Below are 16,311 nucleotides of genomic sequence, written 5' to 3' on the forward strand. Positions count from 1 at the left end.
TTTTAATTAAAAGGTTAGGTTGACGCCCATTGTGATTGACTTGGTCAAAGGATAAGCCCCATAATCCTCCCCTGGAGTTAAACTATTGTTAGAAATATTACTGACCTCTGGATTATATCCCAAGTAATCTGTAATAGTGAACAGATTGGTAGCTGTAACATAGAATCTTAAGCGATCTATACTATTCCCAAAAAGTTTATCAGTAGGTACTGAATACCCTAGCGTTACATTTCGTAATCGAATAAAGGAACCATCCTCAACTTGAAAAGAAGAGGGTCTATTGTTGTTGCCATGGTTTCCTGTTTGTCTGTCCGCTCTTGGTATATTTCCATTACCAGGGTCTGATTCTGATCTCCATCTATTGTTGAACACGGCATACGAATTGAAGTTTGCCTCTCCATTCTTTAAGTGTCTTGATGTGAGGTTCAAAATCTCGTTGCCTTCAACGCCTTGAATCAAAAAGCTAAAATCGATTCCCTTAAAGCTTAGCCTATTGTTGATCCCCCAGGTAATATCTGGAAAGTAACTCCCGGTAACGGTTCTATCGTCCGGAGTTATTTCGCCATCGCCATCTACATCTTTAAACCTGAAATCACCTGGAGATGGATCAGGTGCTTGTGTGTCCACAGGTGCTGCATCAATCTCTGCTTGGTTTTGGTAAACACCATCCACCACATAACCAAAATAGCTGCCAATTGGGTCGCCTACACGGGTAACATGCCTTACTCCCGCACTACCTGCAGAGAAAATAGGTTCGTTATTTTCGTTAAGTGATAGCACTTCATTTTTATTGGTCGAAAGATTAAACTCCGTATCCCAAGAAAAATCACCCACAAAGTTTTTAGTTCGCAATGCTATTTCAAAACCACTGTTTTCAACCTCCCCTAGATTCTGTAATGTGGTTTGAAAACCTGAAACAGAAGAAATACTTACATTCAACAACAAGTCGGACGTTTTTGTGGTGTAGTAGTCTGCCAACAGAAATATTCTATTGTCCAATAACCCCAGTTCAAGACCAATGTTCGTTTGCTGGGATCTTTCCCATGTCAATTCTGGATTGGGAATAGTGGATTGTATTAATCCATTGATTTCATTTCCGCCAAGATTATAATTATCTGGAGAGAGCAATCCTATTGCTCCATAGTTCGGTATTTCGAAATTACCGGTTTCTCCCCAGCTAAATCTTAGCTTAAGCTCAGAAATTGCTTCTATCGATTGGAGGAAGTCTTCTTCGTTTAAACGCCATCCTGCAGAAAAAGAGGGGAAATACCCTGTTTGGTTATTGGTGCCAAATCGTGATGATTTATCTGAACGGATCGTTCCTGTAAACAAGTACTTATCCTTGAAACTATAGTTCATTCTAAACAATGCAGAAGCCAAAGTCCATTGTTCTTTAATGGCGTTGCCTGCAAAAACCTGTCCTCCACTTATAGTAGGCACCAAATCGTCCGGAAAGTTATCTGCCAAGACCTCCTTAATGGTTATGTTGTCTTTTTGTGCTGTATATCCCAAAACCGCATTAAAAAAGTGATCACCAAATTCTTTCTCCCAATTTAACGTATTCTCCCATACCCAATTTACCTCAGTGGATGATGTTGCCTGGGCATAAGACTCCCCCTCAGTTGCATTTCTGTACAAAAGCGTGTTGTTTCTAAAAAAGTCTTGGTTGAACAAGTTTATGTAAGTGCCTCCAAATGTCCTAAAAGTGAGTTCTGGTAAAATTTCATAAGATAAAGCCAATGAAGCTCTGGTCTGAAATTGAAATATCTCATCATCTATTGCATTTGTAATGGCCAAAGGATTACTTGCCGTTGTGGTACCACCGCCCAAATAGGATTGGTTGTTCAACTGATTGACCGTACCGTCTGGATTGAATGGAGCTACAGTTGGAGAATGTACCAATGCGGAATAAACAATACCTGGAGGTCTTGCAAAGTACGGTGCCGACGCTGGTACTCTTTGGTTTTCAGTGATTGTTGGTGCTATTCTTAAATCAAGATTTAGTTTATCCGTCACCTGCGAATTCAGATTTAGCAATAGGTTATACCTGTCAAAGTTTGATTTATCTAAAATCCCTTCTTGGGTAAAATAACTGGCCGAAGCAAAAAAGCTGGTCTTGTTTTGAATCGGTGAGGAATAGGAGAAATTATAACTTTGGGTTATACCTGTTTTGAAAATTAAATCTTGCCAATCGGTATCCGTTCCATCCCAATTGATAAAGGATTCTGGCATTTCAAAGTTGACATCTCCTCTATCGCCATTACCAATTGGGTCGTTGATTGAAGCTCCTTCTACGGACGAAAGGTAGTTGTTGTTTCTGGCATCCCTGGTAAAATCAATCAACTCTTCTGCATTCATTAAATCAATCTTGTTAGCAACAGTTTGAAGACTAAAAAAAGAGTCGAAAGAAAATTTTCCTTTATCCGAAGTGGAGCCCTTTTTTGTGGTAATTAAAAGTACTCCGTTTCCACCCCGTGAACCGTAGATTGCAGCTGCAGAGGCATCTTTTAGTACTTGTATGGATTCAATATCGTTTGGGTTCAATGTGGCCAATGGGTTTACCGGTGGTGGTTGAAAACTTGCACGCCTTCTTGATACGCCGCCAATAGTGGAGGTAGTTAAATTTCTTGATATAGGTATACCATCGATAACAAATAATGGATCATTACCTGCCGATATGGAACCAGAACCTCTAACCCTGATATTCGGTGCCGCCCCTGGTTCCCCTGATACTTCTTGGACCTGAACACCGGCTACTTGGCCTATTATTGCTGCCTCTGGTGTTAACGCCGGTACCTCGACTATCGACTCCGAGTCAATAGAGATTACTGACCCTGTAACTCTCTTTTTTGCCAAAGTACCATACCCAACTACAATGACTTCATCTAATTTGGCAGCATCCTGTTCTAAAGTTATCGTAAAGGAAGTGTTGTTGCCAATTGCAATTTCTTTTGTTCTAAAACCTATGTAGGAGGCTACTAAAGTTGTGCCGCCTTCAGGAACGATTAGTCCAAAGTTTCCATCAAAATCGGTAATAGCACCCACATTGGTGCCTTTGACCCCAATGGTAGCTCCTAACAACGGAACTCCATTATTGTCAAGAACAGTACCGGCTATTGTGGTTTGTAGTAGCTCAATTTCGTTATTCTTTGTCTTATTGTCCTTCGGAATTTCTTTTTTGACCTCTCTTGATTTAATTACAATTTGTTTGGCCACGATTTGGTGGTTTACATCCATATCTGCAAACAATTCTTTCAGGAAATCATCGATACAAGTGCTTGCTACACTTATGGAGACTTTCCTATCGATGTTGATTTCCGAAGCTTCGTAGAAGAAATTATAACCACTTTTTTTGGCTATTTCGTCAAAGACTTTTTTTAACTCTACATTGTTAAAACTGGCAGTGACCATGTCATCTTGTTCGCACGTAGCTGCCTTTGCATTTGTAAAACAGAGCATGGCGGTACAAAGCAAAAATACTTTGACCGACCAGTTGATTTTGGTAATTGATAAATAATTTTTCATTGATGTCAGTTTAAGTTAGTATTCGTTTCAAAAAACTCTAATGTTGCTCCATAGGCCTTTTATTGTTAGGATTATTGATTGTCAATGTCTTTCCTTCCACTATATATGAAAAGTTGGTATGCGCTTGCATAGTTTTTAATATGTCATTTATATTTTCGTTCTTGAATCGTCCGCTATAGCTTAAGGCATTTAGTTTTTTATAATTGTTCCTAATAGTAATATTGAAGCGACGTTCTAATTTCTTTATAATAGCATTTATGTTCTCTTTTTCGAACACTAGGATACCTTCCATCCAAGCAATATGATTTTTGATATCAACTTGATCAATTACTAATCCTGTACTTTGGTTTTGCTTTGTTGCTCTTTGATTGGGAACCATAATGGACGGCATATAACGCTCTTTAGAATCGTTTTCAGATACCTGAACCGATCCTTCAACCAGTATTACCTCTTTTAGCGTGTCGTTTTTGTATGCTGAAATATTAAATTCTGTTCCCAAGACCGTGGTAGATATGCCATCAACGTTAACTTGAAAAGGGATATCGGATTTTGAGACTTTAAAATATGCCTCACCTTCAAGGGTTACTTCTCTCAAATTGAATTCGTTAAAACTTTTGGGATAGGTTAGCTTTGAGCCAGAATTTATATGTACGAGTGACCCATCTGAAAATTGAACTTTAAAAGTTTTCCCATAAGGAACATGGAGGGTGTGATATTCATGAATGCTCGATTTTTGATTGTTATTGAGGTAAGACTCATATTTTAGTAATAGGTTGCTTTCAAAAACTATGGAATTATCTTTCAAATTGAGACCTTCCTGATTTTCAAGGGAAAAGAATCTTGACACACCATCATTTATTTCAAGTGTGATCATGGATTCATCCATTATTTGATCGTTCACATGATTCTGGGAAAAATATATCAACGTAGCAGAAGTCAAAACCCCAATATAAATGACAGCATATTTTACAAAACTTGAACGAGCCTTTTTTCTTTTTGGTTCTGTGACGATTGATAAAACTGAAAGCTGTTTCTCAATTACTGATGAGTTAAAACTGTATTTGATCCAGATTTCAGTTTTTATATAATCTTCTAAATAAGATTTGTTTTCGGGATCTTTTATCCATTCTACGAGAAATATTTTCTCATCTTCTGTAGCTTGGTCATCAAGAAACTTGGAAATGACAGTATCTATATTGCTGTGATTCTTCAACTATTTAGCATTTTCTTAAGAGTAGACTCAAAAAAAAATAGTAACCCTTACTTTTTATTCTTATTTTTTGGATAAATGTTGAATAAATCGTAAAAATTTAATAAAATGAAGGAAAAGTACTAATGCTGATTAAGTGTATTCTTTAGGCGGAGCATTGCTTTAGAAATATGCACTTCAACCGTTTTTACCGAAATGTTCAATTGGAACGCAATTTCTTTATATTCCAAGCCTCCTTTTTTTGCAAGTAAAAAAACAGTTTTACATTTTTTTGGTAGCTTTTCTATCTCTTCATTCAGGAGCTTAAGTTTTCGTTCTGTCTCTTCGGGGTCTTTTTCCACAAGATTCATCATTGATGCGTATTGTAGTTCTTTTATGACCGTTAGTTCTTTAGTATTTTGTTTTTGCAGATCTTTATAGAGGTTATATGCCATTTTAAACAGGTATCGCTTTATATTGTCTTTAACCACCAGTTTTTTACGCTTGTCCCAAAACTTAACAAAAGTTTGCTGTACGATTTCTTGTGCCAAAATTTGATTACCGCAGATAACGGCGATATAACTATTCAATTCATTAAAGTAACAGTTAAAAACATGGGTGAAAGCCGGCATAACCCCATTTTTTAAATCTCCTAACAATATTTCTTTATTACAGTACTTGTTCTTTTCCATGTCTCTGTTCTTAATAGATTACATCAAAACCGAAAGGCTTTCAGAAGTATGAATTTCCCTCCTGACAAATGACGCTCGCTTTACCTTATCATTTTGAAGTTCGAAAATTGCAATTGCATGTATGGTCTTGCCCTTGTCAAATCCTTCAATAACCTGTGATTCAACAACCACATTGTCATTGACCATTCTATTTAGGGTAGTCACAAAAAGTTCTTTGTTTTCCTTAAACCTTTTACGGTATACTTTTCTGGCATCTTCGATATCTGAACATAAGCAGTGTTGCGATTCAAATAAGCAGGATGTAAACTCAGGATGCATAAACCCAATAAACTTTTCCAAATCTCTCTCATTGTATGCGGCCATGAACCTGTGTATAATTTTCCCTGCTTTCATGTACGTTATAGTTTTCTGTTAATCACATACCTAGCTTCTTCCACCTGACTTGTGCTGCCCGAGAGATGCCTCCATCTATATCTTTTGGAAAACAGATGGGATTTGCCTTCTACGATATCTGCGGCCATAGCTCCCAATATTGGAGCCATTTTAAGTCCATGTCCACTGCCTCCGGTACTGACGGATAACCCTTTGATTTCAGGATGGTTGTCTATCCAAAAATGTCCATCCAAAGTATCTATGTAAAGACACCTCCTGCTAAAGACCAGTGGGGCATCTATTAACTCTGGAAATGTCATTTTCACAAAAGATCGCATCTCTGCCGCTTCTGCATCAGTGATTTGCCGATCATCGTTTTCAGGATGCACTGCGGTACCGTTAGAATGTTTCGCAATCTTTACGATGCCCTGTTTTGGCAAAAATGGAAAACCGTACCATCCAGAATTGGAAATATCAGCAGTGAATACAGAGAATTTTGGAGGAATAAAATTATTTCGGTTTTTAGGCCTGAGCCAGAATACGGGATGCCCTGTAGATTTCATGTAAGGCTGTAGTTCTGGAAGTAACAGTGGTGTGTGGGCTCCCGCAGCCACAAGTGCATGGCCGCATTGAAAGGTATGCCCCTCTTTTGTTTTTACAGCAGTCAACGCCCCATTTTCAATTTCAAAGCCATTGGCAGTTTGTCCTTCATGAATATCGACTCCTATGGACCGTGCATAGTTAGCCAAGGTTTTAACTGTTAATGCAGAATCTACATATCCAGCTTTTTTATTAAAATTTGCGTCTATATATTCTGATGTATTTACTGCTGGAAAACGTTTTTTGATACTTTCTGCATTTAGGCGATCTGGTTTGTAACCGGCATCCAATAAATTTTGATAACTGTGTTTTTCAAATGTGTGTTTTTCACTTTCAATGCTGTCCTTGCAGAGCATTAAAAAACCAACCTCGTGATACATTTGTTCATTAAAAAAATCATTCCATTCATGCCATTTATCTATTGACATTTCAACCATCTTAAAGTATTCCATATCCGAACCATATTCCATTCGGACAGCTTTGGTCACATCTGTCGATGCCGCCAAGTGGTGGGGAATGGTATCAGGATTGATCAACCCGACACTATGTTTTCGCTTCGCTAATTCCACAGCTGCGGTAACGCCATAGATTCCACCGCCAATCACAAGAACATCATACTTTTTCATAGGTCTTTTTTGCTTTAGTATTTGTTTTCCACCAATTCGTAAATAGATAGATTGTTTTGTCCTCTGGGGATTGAAATGGTGCTGTTTGTTTTTTTCTTGATTCTTTTTTCATAATCTACTTAAGTGTTCAAAAGACCATTTATCAAGATAATAAGCAATGCCAAGGGCAATACCCATAATAGGATAACCTTCCAATATGCTCCGATTTTTACTGTTTTCATTCCTGTTATAAGATGTGACCTGAGTTTATCAAAACCAATAATATGCCCTGCAAATACAGCTGTAAGTAGTCCGCTTAAGGGCAGCAATATGGTGCTCGTGGTATAATCCAAAGTTTCAAAAACTGTTTTTCCAAATAGTAGTAATGGATTATCTGAATATGAGAAAACCGCTAGTATTGCTATACCTATTATACAGCCAATAACTAACAACAAAGCAATTGCATCGGATAAGTTGTATTTGTCTTTGAAGGTATCTTTTAAGCCCTGTATACAAGAAATAAGAGAAGTAAATCCTGCTAAAAAAAGTAGTAGAAAGAATAAGGTGCCTATTGCCCAACCATGTTCCAACTGGTTGAAAACGGTAGCCATCGTAACAAAAATTAAATTTGGTCCTGAATCGGGTTGGAGATTGAAACTAAAAATGGCGGGGAATAGCATAAGCCCTGCAAGGAATGCAAAAAAAGTATCTGCCAAAACAATCCATGTAGTGCTGTTTATGATGTTTTCATTCTTATGGGCATAACTGCCAAAAGCAAATGCAACGGCCATGCCAACTCCCACCGAAAAGAAAAGCTGCCCTAGTGCATTCATTATTATTTTAAAATTAATCTTGGAGAAGTCGGGAGACAAAAGCCAATGATACCCTTCTGAAGCACCATCTAAAGTAGCGGCCCAAATACATAAACTTATCATAAGAATGATTAATCCGAACATCATTACCTTAGCGTAGCGTTCCAACCCATTTTTTAGACCTTGGCGTACTACAAAAAATACGGCAAGCATAATGGCCAAGATTACGGTAATGACCATGGGTAAGTTTGAAGCAACGACATCAAAATGTCCTGTAATTTCTGAGACTGGTAATCTTGAAATCCCTCCTGAAAGACATTCCCAAAGATAAATTGCTATCCATGCCATAATCATAATGTAGAACCCCATGATTAATATACAGGACACCGTACCTAACCAACCGATACCATTCCAATTGGTTTTTTTGGCCATTTTTCCAAAACCAAGAAGTATTGTGGTGTTTGACATACGGCCCAAGGCTATTTCTATGGTCAAAATGGGAATACCAATTAGAAACATTAAGACGATATAAACCAATATGAAAGCAGCGCCTCCTCCTTCACCAGCTACGTAAGGAAATCGCCATATATTTCCCAACCCTATTGCAAATGCAGAGGTTGTGATAATAAACGAAAACTTACTGCTCCATCGATTTTTTGACATTTTCTAAAGGATGATTTAGAAGTATGCACTTCGTTAATGAATTAAATAACATCGTAGGAACTCCAATATTTTTGAAGTCTTAATTGATAAAATGAATTGGGATTTAACACAATTTAAGAAAAATTATCATAAATGCAATATTAAAATCGTTATTTTGTAAAAAGCAATATTAATAGTGTTTATTTATTATGGTTTTTGGCCCTGTATTTTGTATATTTTTGTTATTGTAGCTTATGAAAACGATAAACGGTATTGACTTATCCAAACTTTCAAAAAAGAGAAGGTTGATTATCCAATATACCTTGGATTATCCAGATAAGGTAGTGTTGATGAGAATGGAAGAGTTGGGGGACAAGTTGGGTGTTAATCCCGCAACCATAGTGAAAGCTTGCAAAGCCATAGGGTTGAATGGTTTTTATGAACTAAAGGAACTTTTAAAGGATGAGGTTCAACTGACAAGGGTAGATTCGGTTTTTAGTGGAATGATTAAAGAAGTTCGTGCGCATTCCAACCCACAAAAGGTAGCGCAAGATGCTATATTGGGAGACATAATGATGCTGCAAAAGACGTATGATGCTATTGACTTTGAAGTAGTTGAAAAAATAGCCAATGCCATAATCGCCTCTAGGCAAACATATATTATCGGGTTGGGGCATATAGGTTTGGTAGCCAATTATATGGAGCGAATATGTAGATCAGCTGTTCCACAGATACATGCCAGTACAGAATATCATGGAGAACTTTTCTTGAACATGTCCCATTTCTCAAAAGAAGATGTTGTCTTGGCCATTTGCTTGGATAAATGTCAAAACCAAACTATTAAAGCGTTAAAAGCTGCAAAATTGGATAAAAAATCAACTACGATCTCTATTGTGGACAGTGATTTATCTCCTTTGATCCAATACAGCGATTATCATATTACCATTAACAGTTCCAACAGTTTTTATTTTGGTAGTATGGTGGGGGCATATTGTATCGTAAATGCTATTTTTTACAGTATTGCGAACATTTTAAAACCTGAGACAGTCGCACGGTTTAAATTTTTTAGGGCAATGTCCGAAAAAGACAATGTTTACAAAATATAGTGACTTAGAAATTATGTTCTTATCGTTTTTTTGAAAAAGTTTAATTATTGAATAGACTCAATGCTACTCTCTATTTGACTTTTTCTATCAGCTGGAGCGTATTTGAGAGCAATGTCATAAGATTTTTTAGCCTCCTTATTTCTATTAAGTTCTTTAAGGGCATTTCCTCTATTATAATGTGCTCTCCAATACGTTTCATTTTTCTTTATGGCTTTTTTAAAAACATATTCAGCTTGTTCAAAGTCTTTCTCCCTTAAAAGTCTACGTCCATAGCGTTCAAGATAGACGTCACTACCAACTTCAATTGCCCTTTGTATTGCTTCCTCAGCTTCTTTTTGACGGCCCAGTTGTTTTAATAATTTTGCTTTGACATCCCAATTGGAAAATTTTTCTTGAAACCCAATCGACTTATTTACCCATTCAAGGGCCTCTTTCGTGTTTATCTTGTACTCAGCACAGTAATCCGCAGCTTGGCACCAACTAAACCACTCCCAATATGCATCTGAACGTAGTTGTTTTCGAATGTTCTCCAATGCTATCTCATCAATGTTCAATGTAATGTTTAGTTCAGCCTTTTTGTCCGCCCAACTTAACACCATTGAAGCTGTATCACGTTCTCGCTTATTGAAATCAAAACTTAACCACTCCCTAATCTGTATATTATTTTGGACAGGCACGGTTATGCGTAATACATCTTCATCCTCTTCGTAAAAATAACTTCCCCAGGAGGTATAATTCTTTGAAAAAATAAACGTCCATTGATTCTCTTCTGGAAAAAGGTGAAGGCCATAACTGCCAGCAGGCAGTTTTTGTCCTTCAATTTGGACATCATCAGTAATTGTGAATTTTGTATTCTCATTGGCTCCTGCCCGCCATACTTTGCCATAAGGAACCATACTTCCCCATATTACCCTGCCTCTTGTTCCAGGGCTATGATAATCAATGGTAATGTCTGTGTATCCTATACGTTGTGAAATACTGGATTGCTGGCTTTTATCTGGTAAAGTAATAGGATTATGAATATTAAAGTGTTGTGCACTTACTGGAATATATAATAAAATAAAAGCTAAGAGCGATAGGTTTAGGTTAGAACTGTTCATTTTGTTTTTTTAAATAATGTTTGAATGTATTGAAAAAAAACGAAGTCAGTAAGTTTGGACTTAACGAATTGAAAATGAAATATTTATTTTAAAGGTTACCATGACATTAACAATAAATGAATTAAAAGAAATTGCACAACTTTTACCTAAAACAAAAATTATTGCAATTCATATGGGTGCTATCAATCGTTGCAGTTTAACAAAGAGTGATTTATTGCAATATATAGATGATAATAACTTAGAAAAAAATATAGTTGTTCCAAAAGAAGGAGATAAATTGACTTTTTAAGAAATGATTGGTTAATCTTTTTGTCACGTTTTCACACCCTCACTTGTTACGAAATCAATTTAAACAATCACAAAATCGGTATTAGAAGAACTAGGAACAAGTATAGTATATTTTAAAAAATATCAAACAAAATATACTTTATATAACCCAAAAGTTGATGTAGTTACCTTGTCTTCTTAGTTTTTCTTTTTAGCGATTTTCCTTTCCAACTGATTAATTTGTGACTCGTATTTATCTAATTGTTCTGTTTTTAATTCTAAAGATAATTGATGCGCTTTTCTCAATATTGAAAGTGCTTCATCAAGTCTCCCATTTGCTTCGTATGCTTTCGCAAGTTCTTTTAGAGCGAGTTCGGATTCTGGACTATATTCAACCCAGCGCTCAATAACTTCAATGGCTTCAATAGTATTGCCTTGCTTTAGTAAGTTTGGTCCTATCCAGCTTAATCTATTTACACTATTCCAACGCTCTGCTTTTGGAAGTATTTTAAATCCATATTCTGTCGAAAGCGTTTTAAAATAATTATCAATGTTTTCCATGGCATTTCCCTCTTCTTTGATAATATCACGATATCGAGCAGACCACTTCTCTTTCGGAAAAATCATTTCCAATGCTTCTATAAAAGCAGGTAAAGCCACATCATAATGCCCTTCGTTTGGAAAAATTTTAGAAATAAACTTAAAATTGTCCGAGATATAAGGCGTAAGTTTTCTTTCTAATTCTTCAAGGTTTTCTTGTATCTCAGGAGAATTACCACCGCCATCAGCATCTGATGATGTAACATAGAGATATCTTTTTCTTTTTGAATCGTTCTTTAATTTATCTTCAAATAACTCAATGAAACGTTCACCTTCTTTATATCCCATTCCTAAAATATCTCCAGCAGCAATAGCTATGTGAGCATCAAACAAATCGGGTTCTTTAATGAAAGAATGTAATGCATATATTGATGTTGGCGATAACCCCATCACCATGCTAAAATCGTTTGCTCTGTAATTTTTTTCTAGGTATGGGAAAAGCTCGTTCTTTAAATATTCCGTAAAAGGTTTTGGATTTTCATCAGAGAGCTGCTTGGTTGGCCAAAAAGTACTTCCATTTGTATAAACGGTTGGAATATAGGACATTTCTATTATGCTTACCACGATAGTTTCAGGTATTCTTTCTACTGAACTTAGATGTTTAACGACACCCGATACCATATGAAAAAACTCGTCTTCTAGAAGTATAAGAACTGGATAAGTATGTTGTGAAGATTCTGTGTAAAAGCCTTCAGGAAGAAAAATATTGACTTTTCTTTCCTCATTTAAAATTTTTGAATGAATTATCTCTTGTTGCGCATAACATAAAGACTCACTTTTTTTGACTGATAATTTGTCTTTTCCCTGTTGCGCTATTATTAGCTTATGAAAACTAAGCAATCCTATGATGCAAAAAATATGTTTATAATTCATTGTTATAATGTTGACTTTCTTTTTTGACTGACAAAGTTAACTGCAATTTTCTATTCATTTCTATTTCAGGTTTTTGTACATAATATAGGTGTCGACCAAGCCTCGTTCAGCGTGTCAAAATCAGTTTTTGTTGCTTTCCTAATATTCATTTCAGTCCTATTTTTATTCAATTATCGATAATTTTAATAACGATGTCTTCAATAGCTTGTGTAAAGCTAATGTACCCTCTCCATCCTTTGGAATTTGTTAATACAGAAATTGTAATATCTTTTTCTGGGATTACGAATACAATTGAAGAGGCACCTGATTGTCTCCCAGTATGTCCAAGTTTTTTGTTTACAGGGTCAGAAAATCGCATAACACCGTAGCCATACTTTTCTTTGGAAGGGATAGCGTCTCTCCATGTAGGTTCTGTTTTGAGTATCTCAGCATTTTCAAAATAAGGAGTGGACATTAACGTAATTGTTTTTGAAGAAAAGAACTTACCTGCATTAAATGCTTGTGCAAACCGAACTAAATCAGAGGCAGTTGTAAGGTGTCCTCCTGCGGGTAAATTTTCGCTCACATCCCGCATATCTGCCCTGCGAACAGATTTTTCTCTTTCTAAACGATACCCCGAAGCACGATTGGGTATAATGGCCCAAGAATCGTCTTCAGTAGTGTTTTCCATAGCAGTTGGTCGAAATACTAACTCTTTTATCAATGATTGATAAGACATTCCCGAAGCACCTTCTAGAACACATCCTAAAACGCGATAAGCGTGAGAGGAGTATGACCAGTCCGTTCCCGGTTCAAATAATATTGGGTCTTCTTTAAAATTATCTAAAGACGGCTCTAGGTCAGTATAATGGGTGTAACTTCCCAGTAATTCTATTCTCTTTCGGTTTTCTATATGTAGAGAATCTTGTGAGTTAGTTGCTTTGGCAAGTTCTTCTTCAATTTCTATATACGCACGAATTCCTGAGGTTTGAGTTAGTAATTGACGAGCCGTGATCGGTGATGATTTTTCAGGAAAGGATAGGCAGTAGTTTTGTATGGGCTTGTCAAGATCAAGTTTCCCTTGATCAACTAATATCATAGCAGCAGTGGCTGTCCACCACTTAGAAATAGAGGCAGTTCTGTATTTGGTTTCAGTAGTAGCCAGAACATTGTTTTCTATATCCGCTAAACCAAAGGCCTTTTCATATATGATACTATCCTTGTATCCAATGGCAATCTGTAGTGATGGTGTACCGCTATTGTTTAATTCTTTAATCGCTGCCTTGGAAATGTCTTGTTTCCATTTTTCTTCAATCTGGTTATTAGAATTTTGAGCGGATAGACTAAAGGAAATTGCCAAGAAAAAAAGTTGTAAAAAAAGCTTCATCCATACTATGTTTAGTTGTTATGTATGAAGGACTTACTTTTTTTAGTATCGTTACAATCTTCATTCATTTGTATTTAAAAATGTGTGATTTCAGAATCTGATTTCAAGGAATGATAACCATTAAATGGCAAATCAAATATGTGAATTATAAAAAGGCTTATTTTTTACTTAATAATCCCAACTTTTATACTCATCATTGGTATCTTTCATATCCTCATAAAGCCAAACCATTCTATCTAGAAACCAACTTTTACCCAAGTATGCCATTATGGTTCCCAAAATTGCTCCCCAAATAGAATATTCTGCTGTAGACCATATTGCCAATAACATTCCGATGGAAGAAATTGAATTCAATATTTTGTGGAGTGGGCTATTGTGGATCTGAGGAATTTCAATTTTATCACGGTTGAGATAAACACGTTCCCCCATAACTGCTTTGGAAGCCCAATTTTTTGTTGATTTAGGTTTTGGAAAAAATACCGGATTAAAAAACATCCATAATAGGGATAAAACTCCTGGAATTAAACACCACCATCCAATCCAAATTCTACTCCAAAAAGCAAGAATTATTATTGGTAAAACGGAATATCTTGTCCATACGCTCCAAGGGTTTGCATGTTTCATCCAATTTTCGTGTGTTAAATTGAATGCTTTCGCTAGTTTTCTTTCTAATGTCATAATTTTATGAATATGTCTTCATTATTCTTTCTTATACTTCCATTTTTTTAGTCCACCAATTATAAATAGTAGTCCAATTGCCAATGCCAGTATTGAATAAACTATTTCCGTAGATGAATTTGTTTCTTGGATAGTATCTACTATCAATTCTCCAAGTCCACGAAGAATATAAATCCCACCTATTACAAAAACTCCCAATTTTAAAAATGGTAATTTTCTGAATTTCCTATCTGCTGAAAGCCCATACAGCCCGAAAATGAAGAATACGATTGAAACAAAAACGGTCAGTAAGTATGGTAATGAAGAATGGGTCTGGGCAAGTACATTCATTTCCTTTCCAATTCCTGTTACTTCAAACATTTGATCAGCCCAAATCAACCCTACAATATGCCCGATTGCAATTAATATATTTATATATCCACCAAGTTTTAACATAGTCATTTAGTTTTTTAGAAATTGCTAATGTTTTGTTTTCTTGATATCAATTGTCTAATGCTGACTAAGTGGGAAAACAAAACTATCGGGACTATGACCGCTGGAATCCATACAAATGGAAAGTATGCTACCCCGATATTTGGTTGTTCAAATGCCAATTGCTGAAAAGGAGTCTGAGCACTTAAAGTGGCAATAGTCAGTATATTGATCAAGAGGCCTAAGCAGACAAAATTCCATATGAGCAGTCCTTTTCGGCCTACTATTTTCTTTACGAATACCAAATAATATAGTATCGGAGCTGTAAGCCCCGATATGATGTCATAGTTATAGCCGCTAAAAGTCATCAATTCCGGTATTAACCCGGCCAAAAAGACATAATAAAAAACAATCTCTACAGGGATGCGAACAATGTGTAGTATGGTTAACCATTTTAAACTAAGATTATCCATAAACCCTTTACTTTTTTTATTGGTAAATAGTAAAAGAACAAATAGAATAGTAGGGGGAAGCAATAAAACAAATCTGGGTGGAACTGTTCCCACTTTTTGGTAAAATCCAGAAGCCCCCAATGCCCCTACAATAATCATCCAAATGGTAATGCCATAAACTACTTTTTTATTGTTTAGGGCTATGGACAATAGCCAAAGCGATAAGAGAGTTGTTAAAATAATTGTGGAGGATGTGAGAATCGAGATTTCTGCCATGATGAAGTTTTTTTGACACTCAAAATTAGGCAGTCAAAAATGGTTTCTACTTGACAAAAGGCAAGAAAAGAAAGTGTTATTTCTTCTTTCTTATTCTGCTAAGTGTACTATCGGTCACTCCTAAGTAGGAGGCAATAAACTTCAATGGTACGTGTTTTAGTATTTCAGGTCTTGAAGTCAATAAATGTTGGTAGCGTTGTTCTGCAGTTTGGTTAATCATAGCATAATTTCTCTTCTTGGAAGCAATAAACTCTTTTACTAAAATAGCCCTTCCAAAATCTCTAAATGCCGGTTTATCATGAAACAGCTTATTAAGTTCTTCATAAGAAATGCGATAACCTATGCAATCGGTTAAAGCTTGAATGTTAGATTCAGATTTAACTCTATTAAAAAAGGAGGTAATTTCAAAAACGATATTATTCTCTGTGAAAATATCCATAGTAATTTCATTCCCATCTAAATCATAAAGAAAAACTCTCATTAATCCTTTTTCTAGATAAAAATAATCGTCGCTTATTTCATTTTCTTTTAAAAAGAGATTGTCCTTTTTAATTTTTGTAAAGTGAAATGTATTGGCAATTTCTTCAGCTTCAGTTCCATTTATCGGAATGATTTGTTTGATGAAGTTTATTAACGCTTTTTTCTTTTTATCCATATTTAAATAGAGTGTGTAGCCTTACCTGTTTTAGGACGTTGCTAAATTCATAAAATTATGATCAATGTTCATCGTTTGGGGGAAGAATTC

The 16,311-nt window shown here is 35.9% G+C and carries 15 protein-coding genes; 2 read left to right on the plus strand and 13 right to left on the minus strand.

Annotation, left to right across the window (positions count from 1 at the left end; translation table 11 throughout):
- Nucleotides 1–6: 6 nt before the first annotated feature.
- From KIM67_RS11265 to KIM67_RS11290, 6 genes are all read right to left on the minus strand, one after another.
- A complete protein-coding gene (locus tag KIM67_RS11265) occupies nucleotides 7–3,525 on the minus strand; it encodes a TonB-dependent receptor (RefSeq protein WP_213831428.1) in 3,519 nt (1,172 codons plus the stop codon).
- A gap of 37 nt (nucleotides 3,526–3,562) precedes the next feature.
- Nucleotides 3,563–4,738 (minus strand): FecR family protein, encoded by a 1,176-nt coding sequence (locus KIM67_RS11270; RefSeq protein WP_213831429.1) that lies wholly within the window; start codon nucleotides 4,736–4,738, stop codon nucleotides 3,563–3,565.
- A gap of 119 nt (nucleotides 4,739–4,857) precedes the next feature.
- Nucleotides 4,858–5,406, minus strand: coding sequence for an RNA polymerase sigma factor (locus tag KIM67_RS11275; RefSeq protein ID WP_213831430.1), 549 nt, complete (start codon nucleotides 5,404–5,406; stop codon nucleotides 4,858–4,860).
- 18 nt (nucleotides 5,407–5,424) lie between these two features.
- A complete protein-coding gene (locus tag KIM67_RS11280) occupies nucleotides 5,425–5,799 on the minus strand; it encodes a nuclear transport factor 2 family protein (RefSeq protein ID WP_213831431.1) in 375 nt (124 codons plus the stop codon).
- A gap of 5 nt (nucleotides 5,800–5,804) precedes the next feature.
- Nucleotides 5,805–7,004, minus strand: coding sequence for an FAD-binding oxidoreductase (locus tag KIM67_RS11285; protein WP_213831432.1), 1,200 nt, complete (start codon nucleotides 7,002–7,004; stop codon nucleotides 5,805–5,807).
- Between the two features lie 119 nt (nucleotides 7,005–7,123).
- Nucleotides 7,124–8,458 carry a sodium-dependent transporter gene (locus tag KIM67_RS11290; protein WP_213831433.1) on the minus strand — a complete coding sequence of 445 codons (1,335 nt, stop codon included), beginning with the start codon at nucleotides 8,456–8,458 and terminating at the stop codon, nucleotides 7,124–7,126.
- 233 nt (nucleotides 8,459–8,691) lie between these two features.
- Here KIM67_RS11290 and KIM67_RS11295 point away from each other — a divergent pair, with 233 nt between their 5' ends.
- Nucleotides 8,692–9,543, plus strand: coding sequence for a MurR/RpiR family transcriptional regulator (locus KIM67_RS11295; RefSeq protein WP_213831434.1), 852 nt, complete (start codon nucleotides 8,692–8,694; stop codon nucleotides 9,541–9,543).
- A gap of 44 nt (nucleotides 9,544–9,587) precedes the next feature.
- Here the strand turns inward: KIM67_RS11295 and KIM67_RS11300 are convergent, their stop codons facing one another.
- A complete protein-coding gene (locus KIM67_RS11300; protein WP_213831435.1) occupies nucleotides 9,588–10,643 on the minus strand; it encodes a DUF2911 domain-containing protein in 1,056 nt (351 codons plus the stop codon).
- Nucleotides 10,644–10,743: 100 nt separating this feature from the next.
- On the opposite strand from KIM67_RS11300, the gene KIM67_RS11305 reads away from it, so the two are divergent.
- A complete protein-coding gene (locus tag KIM67_RS11305) occupies nucleotides 10,744–10,932 on the plus strand; it encodes a hypothetical protein (RefSeq protein WP_213831436.1) in 189 nt (62 codons plus the stop codon).
- Between the two features lie 176 nt (nucleotides 10,933–11,108).
- On the opposite strand, the gene KIM67_RS11310 is transcribed toward KIM67_RS11305, so the two are convergent.
- The 6 genes from KIM67_RS11310 to KIM67_RS11335 form a co-directional block, all read right to left on the minus strand.
- Nucleotides 11,109–12,383, minus strand: coding sequence for an alpha/beta hydrolase-fold protein (locus tag KIM67_RS11310; RefSeq protein WP_213831437.1), 1,275 nt, complete (start codon nucleotides 12,381–12,383; stop codon nucleotides 11,109–11,111).
- 166 nt (nucleotides 12,384–12,549) lie between these two features.
- Nucleotides 12,550–13,749 carry a serine hydrolase gene (locus KIM67_RS11315; RefSeq protein WP_213831438.1) on the minus strand — a complete coding sequence of 400 codons (1,200 nt, stop codon included), beginning with the start codon at nucleotides 13,747–13,749 and terminating at the stop codon, nucleotides 12,550–12,552.
- A gap of 168 nt (nucleotides 13,750–13,917) precedes the next feature.
- Nucleotides 13,918–14,427 (minus strand): DUF6653 family protein, encoded by a 510-nt coding sequence (locus tag KIM67_RS11320; protein ID WP_213831439.1) that lies wholly within the window; start codon nucleotides 14,425–14,427, stop codon nucleotides 13,918–13,920.
- Between the two features lie 21 nt (nucleotides 14,428–14,448).
- On the minus strand, nucleotides 14,449–14,862 hold the full coding sequence (locus KIM67_RS11325) for a hypothetical protein (RefSeq protein WP_213831440.1): 414 nt from the start codon (nucleotides 14,860–14,862) through the stop codon (nucleotides 14,449–14,451).
- A gap of 14 nt (nucleotides 14,863–14,876) precedes the next feature.
- On the minus strand, nucleotides 14,877–15,566 hold the full coding sequence (locus KIM67_RS11330; protein ID WP_213831441.1) for a hypothetical protein: 690 nt from the start codon (nucleotides 15,564–15,566) through the stop codon (nucleotides 14,877–14,879).
- A gap of 76 nt (nucleotides 15,567–15,642) precedes the next feature.
- Entirely contained in the window at nucleotides 15,643–16,221 is a 579-nt protein-coding gene (locus KIM67_RS11335; RefSeq protein ID WP_213831442.1) for a Crp/Fnr family transcriptional regulator, read from the minus strand.
- Nucleotides 16,222–16,311 lie beyond the last annotated feature (90 nt).

This window comes from Flagellimonas sp. 389, assembly GCF_018449435.1.
In the GTDB taxonomy this organism is placed as follows: domain Bacteria; phylum Bacteroidota; class Bacteroidia; order Flavobacteriales; family Flavobacteriaceae; genus Flagellimonas.

Bases quoted from the DNA above. Each gene is read 5' to 3' on its own strand.
- KIM67_RS11285 (WP_213831432.1), bottom strand. From the start codon at position 7,004: ATGAAAAAGTATGATGTTCTTGTGATTGGCGGTGGAATCTATGGCGTT.
- KIM67_RS11320 (WP_213831439.1), bottom strand. From the start codon at position 14,427: ATGACATTAGAAAGAAAACTAGCGAAAGCATTCAATTTAACACACGAA.
- KIM67_RS11265 (WP_213831428.1), bottom strand. From the start codon at position 3,525: ATGAAAAATTATTTATCAATTACCAAAATCAACTGGTCGGTCAAAGTA.
- KIM67_RS11290 (WP_213831433.1), bottom strand. From the start codon at position 8,458: ATGTCAAAAAATCGATGGAGCAGTAAGTTTTCGTTTATTATCACAACC.
- KIM67_RS11295 (WP_213831434.1), top strand. From the start codon at position 8,692: ATGAAAACGATAAACGGTATTGACTTATCCAAACTTTCAAAAAAGAGA.
- KIM67_RS11300 (WP_213831435.1), bottom strand. From the start codon at position 10,643: ATGAACAGTTCTAACCTAAACCTATCGCTCTTAGCTTTTATTTTATTA.
- KIM67_RS11335 (WP_213831442.1), bottom strand. From the start codon at position 16,221: ATGGATAAAAAGAAAAAAGCGTTAATAAACTTCATCAAACAAATCATT.
- KIM67_RS11280 (WP_213831431.1), bottom strand. From the start codon at position 5,799: ATGAAAGCAGGGAAAATTATACACAGGTTCATGGCCGCATACAATGAG.
- KIM67_RS11325 (WP_213831440.1), bottom strand. From the start codon at position 14,862: ATGTTAAAACTTGGTGGATATATAAATATATTAATTGCAATCGGGCAT.
- KIM67_RS11305 (WP_213831436.1), top strand. From the start codon at position 10,744: ATGACATTAACAATAAATGAATTAAAAGAAATTGCACAACTTTTACCT.
- KIM67_RS11275 (WP_213831430.1), bottom strand. From the start codon at position 5,406: ATGGAAAAGAACAAGTACTGTAATAAAGAAATATTGTTAGGAGATTTA.
- KIM67_RS11310 (WP_213831437.1), bottom strand. From the start codon at position 12,383: ATGAATTATAAACATATTTTTTGCATCATAGGATTGCTTAGTTTTCAT.
- KIM67_RS11330 (WP_213831441.1), bottom strand. From the start codon at position 15,566: ATGGCAGAAATCTCGATTCTCACATCCTCCACAATTATTTTAACAACT.
- KIM67_RS11315 (WP_213831438.1), bottom strand. From the start codon at position 13,749: ATGAAGCTTTTTTTACAACTTTTTTTCTTGGCAATTTCCTTTAGTCTA.